The organism is Azospirillum formosense (genome assembly GCF_013340925.1).
Lineage (GTDB): Bacteria > Pseudomonadota > Alphaproteobacteria > Azospirillales > Azospirillaceae > Azospirillum > Azospirillum formosense.
Genome location: NZ_WHOR01000260.1, coordinates 1 through 8,291 on the forward strand (window position 1 = coordinate 1; position 8,291 = coordinate 8,291).

Annotated in this window: 7 protein-coding genes; 4 read left to right on the plus strand and 3 right to left on the minus strand. The window is 70.8% G+C overall.

The window, feature by feature from the left end:
- Positions 1-228: 228 nt before the first annotated feature.
- Positions 229-1,089, minus strand: a complete 861-nt coding sequence (locus GBZ26_RS24010) for a transporter substrate-binding domain-containing protein (RefSeq protein WP_174441010.1) — start codon at positions 1,087-1,089, stop codon at positions 229-231.
- Positions 1,086-1,529, minus strand: a complete 444-nt coding sequence (gene pedF, locus GBZ26_RS24015) for a cytochrome c-550 PedF (protein ID WP_137103432.1) — start codon at positions 1,527-1,529, stop codon at positions 1,086-1,088. Before pedF ends, GBZ26_RS24010 begins: the two co-directional genes overlap by 4 nt.
- A 263-nt stretch (positions 1,530-1,792) precedes the next feature.
- Here pedF and GBZ26_RS24020 point away from each other — a divergent pair, with 263 nt between their 5' ends.
- Genes GBZ26_RS24020 through GBZ26_RS24035 form a run of 4 tightly spaced genes read left to right on the plus strand, consistent with a single transcriptional unit; the run spans position 1,793 to position 5,524 of the window.
- Complete coding sequence (locus tag GBZ26_RS24020) at positions 1,793-2,965, plus strand: ABC transporter substrate-binding protein (protein WP_174441011.1); 1,173 nt, start codon at positions 1,793-1,795, stop codon at positions 2,963-2,965.
- A gap of 39 nt (positions 2,966-3,004) precedes the next feature.
- A complete protein-coding gene (locus GBZ26_RS24025; protein ID WP_174441012.1) occupies positions 3,005-3,973 on the plus strand; it encodes a YVTN family beta-propeller repeat protein in 969 nt (322 codons plus the stop codon).
- A 4-nt stretch (positions 3,974-3,977) separates the two neighbouring features.
- On the plus strand, positions 3,978-4,718 hold the full coding sequence (locus GBZ26_RS24030; protein WP_174441013.1) for an ABC transporter ATP-binding protein: 741 nt from the start codon (positions 3,978-3,980) through the stop codon (positions 4,716-4,718).
- Entirely contained in the window at positions 4,715-5,524 is an 810-nt protein-coding gene (locus GBZ26_RS24035) for an ABC transporter permease (protein WP_174441014.1), read from the plus strand. Before GBZ26_RS24030 ends, GBZ26_RS24035 begins: the two co-directional genes overlap by 4 nt.
- A 95-nt stretch (positions 5,525-5,619) precedes the next feature.
- Here GBZ26_RS24035 and GBZ26_RS30420 read toward each other — a convergent pair.
- The coding region (locus GBZ26_RS30420; RefSeq protein WP_247884890.1) for a NahK/ErcS family hybrid sensor histidine kinase/response regulator at positions 5,620-8,291 on the minus strand (2,672 nt) is incomplete at its 5' end.

An 8,291-nucleotide genomic window follows, 5' to 3' on the forward strand; every position in this document is an offset into this window, starting at 1 on the left:
GAAGGAGACTTCCCCGGCACCGGCGTATGCGGTGGGCGACGCGGGGACCGCGCTGCGGGAGGACGGGACGTTGCCGGAGATTTCCCCCAGGCAGGGGGTGACGCACACCGCGATTCCGGTGGAGGGACGGCCCTTGACCCCCTCCCAACCTCCCCCCGCTTCGCAGGGGGAGGAGCTCCATCCCCGCCCCTGCGAAGCGGGGGGAGGTTGGGAGGGGGTCAAGCGCCGTCACTCCACCGGAATCGCGTTGTGCGTCACCCCATGCCTGCGGAAAATCTCCGGCAACGTCCCGTCCTCCAGCAGCGCGGTCACCGCGTCGCCCACCGCATAGGCGAGGTCACGGGAGTTCTCCTTCACCGCCATGCCGATGTCCCAGTTCGACGCCATCATGCCGGGGAAGGTCACCGGGGTGATCGGGAAGCCGGCGGCGCGGTCGCCCAGCGCGGCCTCGACCTGGCTCTGCGTCGCGACGACGGCGGCCACGTCGCCCTTGACCAAGGCTTCGACCGCCTCGGGGATCGTCATGTAATGGACCAGACGCTCGCGCAGGCGCCCGCCGAAGGCCCCCAGCAGGTAGAAGTCGGGGATGCTGTCGATCTCCACCCCCACCGGCTCGTCGGGCAGGGAGGCCAGCATCGGCTGGGTCATGCGCATCGGGTTGCGGGCCAGCGCGAAACCCTCCCGCTGGTAGGGGCCGAACAGCACGGCCTCCGGGTTGCGCAACCCGAACTCCTTCTGATAGGGCACATGCATCATCACGTCGGCCACGCCCCCCCCGACGACCGGGCCGCGCCACACCGCGTTGCGCAGGTCGTCCGACACGGCCTCCCCGGCGGTCAGCTCCATGAACTCGACGCCGACGCCCAGCCGCCCGGCGATGGCGCGGGCGAGGTCCACGTCCACGCCGACCAGGGTGCCGCCCTTGCGATAGGAGAAGGGCGGGTTGTCGCGATAGACCGCGACCATCAGCCGCCCGGCGGCCACCACGTCGTCCAACGGGCGCGCGCCGGCGCGCCGGGGGAGGACCCCGGCGGCCAGCGCGGCGGCGGCGAAGGACAGCAGGTGGCGCCGCGTCGGAAACGCCGTCATTCCTCGTGCACCGTCTCCAGCCACGACCGGATCGCCCACAGCGCCTCCTGGCCCAGCGCCTCGCCAAAGCGCGGCATGTAGGTGACGCCGTTGCGGATCGAGCCGTTGGTCACCCGCTCCTTGAACCACTCGTCCCCGGCGTCGCCCTTTTCCAGATAGCGCAGGTCCGGGGCGATGCCGCCCGACACCGCGCCCAGCCCGTGGCAGCGCGCGCAGTTTTGGTTGAAGGCGGAGGCGCCGATCTCGATCGCCCGCGGGTTGCCGCGGTAGGGGTTCGCGTCGCGCCAGTCCTCGCCCAGCTTGTCGAGGCCGGTGGTGTCCACGGCCTGGGGGGTCACGTCGCCATGGGCGAAGGCCGCCGTGGGGACAACCGTGGAGGCGACGGCAGCCGCGCCGGTCAGGAAACCGGCCATCGCAAGCCGGAGAAGCCGTGCGTTCATAAGGGGCGTCCTCATTCAGAAAAATGCGAAGGGAGCGTTGTCCGTTGCCCCGGAGCATAGCGGGCGGTCCGTGCGGCCAATAATTGGACTTTGGTAGCAACCGTGCGTCGAGCCCGCCGCGATCGGACCGAAACGACGTTTTCCGCCCGCGCAATCGTACCAAAGTTGCATTCCGGGACGCCGCCCGGCGGGGATACCCTGGTCTCCCGAAACCAGGCGAGTGCAAACCCGCGATGCGTTTCAGCCTTTGGTTACCCTCCTTGATGCAGATCGCCTTGCTGGCCGGCGGGCTTTGCGCCTCGCCGGCCGCCTTTTCGCAAGAGGCGGCGCCAGCGGATGCTTCCACCGTCCGCATCGCCTACCTGACGCAGGAGGTCGAGCATCCCCCCGCCCTGTCCAACCTCGACGACCCGCCCGCCGACGAAGGGCTGGCCGGCGCCCGTCTCGCCGTGGCGGACAACAATTCCACGGGCCGCTTCCTCAAGCAGGGCTTCGCGCTGGAGGCGGTGACCGTCCCCATCGACGGCGACCCGGCGCAGGCGCTGCGCGACCTCGCCGCCGCCGGGCACCGCATCGTCGTTTTGGACCTGCCCGGCGAGACGCCCGGCGCGCTGGCCCGCCTGCCCGAGGCGGCGAACCTGCTGCTGTTCAACGCCGGCTCGACCGACGACAGCCTGCGCAACGCGCTGTGCGCGCCCAACCTGCTGCACACGGCGCCCGACCGCGCCATGCTGGCCGACGCGCTGGCCCAGTATCTGGCGGTGAAGCGCTGGACGAAATGGCTGCTGATCGTCGGCACCCGGCCCGAGGACCGGCTCTACGCCGCCGCGGTGAAGCGGGCGGCCAAGCGCTTTGGCGCCGAGGTGGTCGAGGAGAAGACCTGGAGCGAGGACCACGACGCCCGCCGCACCGCCCAGGCCGAAATGCCGGTCTTCACCCAGGGCAAGCGCCACGACGTGGTGATCGTCGCCGACGAGATCGGCGACTTCGGCGACTATGTGCTGTACCGCACCTGGGAGCCGCGCCCGGTCGCCGGCACGCAGGGCCTCGTCCCCACCAACTGGCACCGCGCCCACGAGGCGTGGGGGGCGGCCCAGCTCCAGTCCCGCTTCAAGGCCGCCGCCCAGCGCGTCATGTCGCCCCGCGACCACGCCGTCTGGACCGCCATCCGCGCGGTGGGCGAGGCGGCGACCCGCACCCGCTCCACCGACCCGGCGGCGCTGGCCGCCTACATCCGCGGGCCGGACTTCACGCTGGCCGCCTTCAAGGGCGTGCCGCTGTCCTTCCGCAGCTGGGACGGGCAGTTGCGCCAGCCGGTGCTTCTCGCCGCCGACCGCTCGCTGGTGTCCGTCTCGCCGCAGGACGGCTTCCTGCACCCCAGGACCGAACTCGACACGCTGGGCCACGACCAGCCCGAAACGGGCTGCCGTCGCTGACCTTTCCCAACCGCTTCCGCCGATAAGGACGCCGCATCGATGACCACCGCCCGCTCCCTTCTCCTCGCCGCGCTGCTGGCCGGCTGCGCCGTTCCTGCTTTGGCGGAGACCGTCTATGTCTCGAACGAGAAGGACAACACCCTGTCCATCATCGACGGCGCGACCCTGACGGTGACGGAGACGGTGAAGGTCGGGCGGCGCCCCCGCGGCATCACGCTGAGCGCGGACGGCAAGCATCTCTACATCTGCGCCAGCGACGACGACACGGTGCAGGTGATGGACCTCGCGACGAAGAAGATCCTGCACAACCTGCCCTCGGGCGAGGACCCGGAGCTGTTCGCCCTGCACCCCGACGGCAAGCACCTGTTCATCGCCAACGAGGAGAGCAACGTCGTCACCATCGTCGAAGTGCCCAGCCGCAAGGTCGCCTATCAGGTGGATGTCGGCGTGGAGCCGGAAGGCATGGCGGTCAGCCCCGACGGAAAATGGGCGGTGAACACGTCGGAGACGACGAACATGGTCCATTGGATCGACACGGAGAAGCGCGCCGTCGTCGACAACACGCTGGTCGACGCCCGCCCGCGCTACGCCCAGTTCAGCAAGGACGGCAGCCGCCTGTGGGTGTCGGCGGAGATCGGCGGCACCCTGTCGGTGATCGACACGGCCAGCCGCAAGGTGGCGCAGACCATCCGCTTCAAGATCAAGGGGGTGCCCCAGGACCGCATCCAGCCGGTGGGCATCAAGCTGACCGACGACGGGCGCTACGCCTTCGTGGCGCTCGGCCCGGCCAACCATGTCGCGGTGGTGGACGCCCAGACCTTCGCGGTGAAGGACTACCTCCTGGTCGGCCGCCGCGTCTGGCAGCTCGACCTGTCGCCCGACCAGAAGCGCCTCTACGCCACCAACGGCGTGTCGGGCGACGTGTCGGTGATCGATGTGGACAGCCTGAAGGTCGTCAAGTCGATCAAGGTTGGCCGCTACCCCTGGGGCGTCGCGGTGAAGGGCTGACGGAATGGAAGCCCCCGCGCTGTCGGTCGAAGGGCTGAGCTACGCCTACGGGCGCGGAACCTTCGCGCTGAAGGATGTGTCGCTGGCGGTCGGGGCAGGCTCCTTCACCGCCCTGCTCGGCCCCAACGGGGCGGGCAAGACGACGCTGTTCGCTCTGGTCACCCGCCTGTTCGAATCGCCGGGCGGCACCATCCGCATCGGCGGCGTCGACCTGCGGCGGGAGCCGGCCCGGGCGCTGGGCCGCATGGGCGTGGTGTTCCAGCAGCCCACGCTCGACCTCGACCTGACGGTGCGGCAGAATCTGCTCTATTTCGCGGCCCTGCACGGCATCCCCCGCCGCACCGCCGAGGCCCGCGCGCGGGAAGCGCTGGAGCGGCTGGGCATGGCGGAGCGCATCGGCGAGACGGTGCGGGCGCTGAACGGCGGGCACCGCCGCCGGGTGGAGCTGGCCCGCGCCCTGCTGCACGAGCCGGCCCTGCTGGTGCTGGACGAGCCGACCGTCGGGCTGGACGTCCCGGCGCGGCGCGCCATCGTCGAGCATGTCCACGCCCTGTGCCGGGAGCGCGGCATCGCCGTCCTCTGGGCCACCCACCTGATCGACGAGATCGGCGAGGGCGACCGCGTGGTGGTGATCCACCGCGGGCAAGTCCGCGCCGCCGGGCCGGTGACGGAGGTGAACCGCACGACCGGGGCGGACACGCTGACCGAGAGCTTCACCCGGCTGACCGCGAAGGAGGCGGCGTGACGGCTTTTGCCCATTACGCGCGCGCGCTCGGCGGGATCGTCGGGCGCGAGGTGCTGCGCTTCGTCCACCAGCGGGAGCGCTTCCTGTCGGCCCTGGTCCGCCCGCTGCTCTGGCTGTTCGTCTTCGCGGCGGGCTTCCGCGCGGCGCTGGGCATCGCCATCACCCCGCCCTACGAGACCTACATCCCCTACGAGGTCTACATCGTCCCCGGCCTTGCCGGGATGGTGCAGCTGTTCAACGGGATGCAAAGCTCGCTGTCGATGGTCTACGACCGCGAGATGGGCAGCATGCGGATGCTGCTGGTCAGCCCCCTGCCCCGCTGGTTCCTGCTGACGGCGAAGCTGCTGGCCGGGACGGCGGTGTCGATCCTCCAGGTCTATGCCTTCCTCGCCGTCGCCTGGGTCTACGGGGTGCAGGCGCCGCCGCTCGGCTACGTGACGGTCCTGCCGGCGCTGGTGGTCAGCGGGCTGATGCTGGGGGCGCTGGGGATGCTGCTGTCCTCGGCCATCCGCCAGTTGGAGAATTTCGCGGGCGTGATGAACTTCGTCATCTTCCCGACCTTCTTTCTGTCCACCGCGCTCTATCCGCTGTGGAAGATGCAGGAAGCGGGGGAGCTTCTGTATTTTCTGTGCACCGTCAACCCCTTCAGCCAGGCGGTCGAGCTGATCCGCTTCGCGCTGTATCTGGACGTGAACCTGCCGGCCCTGGGCTGGACGGTGCTGGCGTTGGCGGTGTTCCTGGGCGGTGCGGTCTACGGCTACAACCCGGCGCGGGGGTTTCTGGCGCGCAAGGCGGGCGGGGAGTAGCGTTTTCCCCCTCCCCGACCCTCCCCCGCTGCGCGGGAGAGGGAGTTTGTCCCCTCCCTCGCCAAAAGCGGGGGAGGGTTAGGGAGGGGGCACGGCTACCCCAGCAACCCCGTCATCACCGCCCGCAGCTGCGCCGGCCGCACCGGCTTGTTCAGCACGTGACAGCCCTTGGCCTGCGCCTCCTCCACCACCTCGGCGGTGCGGTTGGCGGTGATCAGGACCGACGGCAGATCGGCCCCGCAGCGCTCGCGCACCCGCGCGATCTCGGTGAAGCCGATCACCCCGTCGTCCAGGTGATAGTCGGCGAACAGCACGTCCGGCGCCACCGCCCCCAGCCCGGCCAGCGCTTCGTCGCCGGACGCCGCCGTGGCGACGCTGCACCCCCAGCCTTCCAGCAAGGCGCGCATGCCGGCCAGCACCGCCGGCTCGTTGTCGATCACCAGGACCCGCGTGCCGGCCAGCCGGTTCGTGGCGGTCTGCACCGGCGCTTCCAGCGCGCGCACCGGGCGGGCGTAGCGCCCGAAGGGCACCGTCACCGCGAAGACCGACCCACGCCCCGGCTGCGACCGCACGGTGATGGGATGCTCGAGCATCCGCGCCACCCGCTCCACGATGGCGAGGCCGAGGCCCATGCCGCGCACCCGTTCGTTGGCGCAGGGCGTGTCAAGGCGTCGGAATTCCTGGAAGATCTCGCCCAGCTTGTCGGCGGGCACGCCGGGACCGGTGTCCCACACCTCGATCCGCAGGCCCTCGCGTGTCCGCCGGCAGCCGATCAGCACGCGCCCGGCGCCGCCCTTCGTCCCGCCCTTCGCCCCACCCCGTGCCTGGGTGTAGCGCAGGGCGTTGGACAGGAAGTTCTGCAGGATCCGGCGCAACAGACGGATGTCGCTGCGCACCACGGCGTGGCTGGGAACGACGCGGAGGTCCAGCCCGCGCTCCTTCGCTACCGCCGCGTATTCGGTGGCCAGCGCGCCGAACAGGCTCTTGATCGGGAAATCGGCGATCTCCGGCCGCACCGCCCCGGCGTCCAGCTTGGAGATGTCCAGCAGCGCCGACAGCAGATCCTCCACCGACGCCAGGGCCACGTCGATGTTGTCGACCAGCCCGCGGTTCGGTTCCGGCTGCTCCAGGTCGCCCAGCGCCGAGACGAACAGCCGCGCCGCGTTCAGCGGTTGCAGCAGGTCGTGGCTGGCCGCCGCCAGGAAGCGCGTCTTGGACAGGTTGGCCTGCTCCGCCTCCGCCTTGGCCAGCCGCAGCGCCTCCTCCGCCGCGATGCGCTCGGCGATCTCCTGCTGGAGCTGGCCGTTGAGCCGGGTCAGCTCGGCGGTGCGCTCGACGACGCGGCGCTCCAGGCTGTCCTTGGCATCGGCCAGAGCCTCCGCCGCCATGCGCCGCTCGGTGATGTCGTGGATCAGGCCGAAATAGCCCAGCACCTCCGGCTTGCCGCCGCCGCGCCGCTCGCCGAAATGCGGGATGTAGGTGGCGACGGCGTAGCGCGGCGCGCCGTTCTCGCCCGGCAGCTCCAGGTCGAAGGTGACCTCCTCGCCGGCCAGCGCGCGCAGCACGTAGGAGCGGCGCACCTCGTAATAGAGGTCGCCCAGCGCCGCCCACATGGGCTGCCCCTCGATCTCCTCGCGCTTGCGGTTGAACCAGCCCTCGTAGGCCTTGTTGACGAAGCGGAAGCGCTGCTCGGCGTCGACATAGGCGATCAGCGCCGGCACCGCGTCGGTGACCAGCCGGATGCGCTCCTCGCTGTCGCGCAGCGCCTGCTCGGCGCGCTTGCGCTCGGTGATGTCGGTGAAGGTCAGGACGAAGCCGCCGCCCGGCATGGGGTTGCGGCTGATTTCCAGCACCGTGTCGTCCAGCCAGGGCTGCTCGACGAGGCAGCTCGGCATCATCAGCGCCTTCAGCGACAGGCCGCGGTCGCCCAGCGCCGCGTGGTGCAGCACGAAGTCGGCGAAGCCCGCCCCGCGCTCCGCCACCTTGGCGGGCAGGCGCAGCAGGCCGGTGAAGCGCTCGTTCCAGGCGACCAGCCGCTGGTCGCGGTCGTACACCCCGACCCCCTGGGCGATGTTGTCCAGCGTCGCCTGGAGCAGCGCCGACTTCTCAGCCAGCTCCCGCTCGCGGCGGCGGGTCTCATGCTCCTTGATGTCGGTGATGTCGGTGTAGACGCCGACCACCCCGCCGTCGCGGGTCCGCCGCTCGTTCACCTGGACCCAGCGCCCGTCGGCCAGCCGGTAGACGTAGGGACCCTTCAGCGCCCGGTGCTGGGCCAGCCGCTCCGACAGCCAGCGGTCGGGCCGCGGGTAGGCGTCGGCGATGGTGCGCGACGAGGCGGCCAGCTCGGCGATCTCCTGGAAGCGGATGCCCGGCAGGATGCGGTCGCGGATCTCCGGCCACAGGGCGAGATACTTGCTGTTGCACAGCACCAGCCGGTCGTCGGCGTCGAAGATGGCGAAGCCCTCGTTGACCGACTCGATGGCCTCCGACAGGCGGCTGCGCATGGTGTCGGCCAGCTCCTTGGCCCGGGCCAGCGCGCGGTGGCTGTCCTCCAGCTCGCGCAGGGCGCGCTCCAGCTCCAGCGTGCGCTCGCGCACCTTCTGTTCCAGGACGATGGCGGTCTGGAACAGGGAGAAGGCGCCCCCCTGCACGTCCATCGACCGCTCCACCCGGTCCATCAGCACCTGGTTGATGCGGCGGAGCTTGGCGTTCTCGCGCTCCAGAGCCTCCAGCCGCTTGTCCTGGTCGGGTGGCGGGAGGGTCGCGG

Coding starts and splice junctions, on each gene's coding strand:
- GBZ26_RS24030 (WP_174441013.1), top strand. CDS start 3,978: ATGGAAGCCCCCGCGCTGTCGGTCGAAGGGCTGAGCTACGCCTACGGG.
- pedF (WP_137103432.1), bottom strand. CDS start 1,529: ATGAACGCACGGCTTCTCCGGCTTGCGATGGCCGGTTTCCTGACCGGC.
- GBZ26_RS24025 (WP_174441012.1), top strand. CDS start 3,005: ATGACCACCGCCCGCTCCCTTCTCCTCGCCGCGCTGCTGGCCGGCTGC.
- GBZ26_RS24010 (WP_174441010.1), bottom strand. CDS start 1,089: ATGACGGCGTTTCCGACGCGGCGCCACCTGCTGTCCTTCGCCGCCGCC.
- GBZ26_RS24020 (WP_174441011.1), top strand. CDS start 1,793: ATGCAGATCGCCTTGCTGGCCGGCGGGCTTTGCGCCTCGCCGGCCGCC.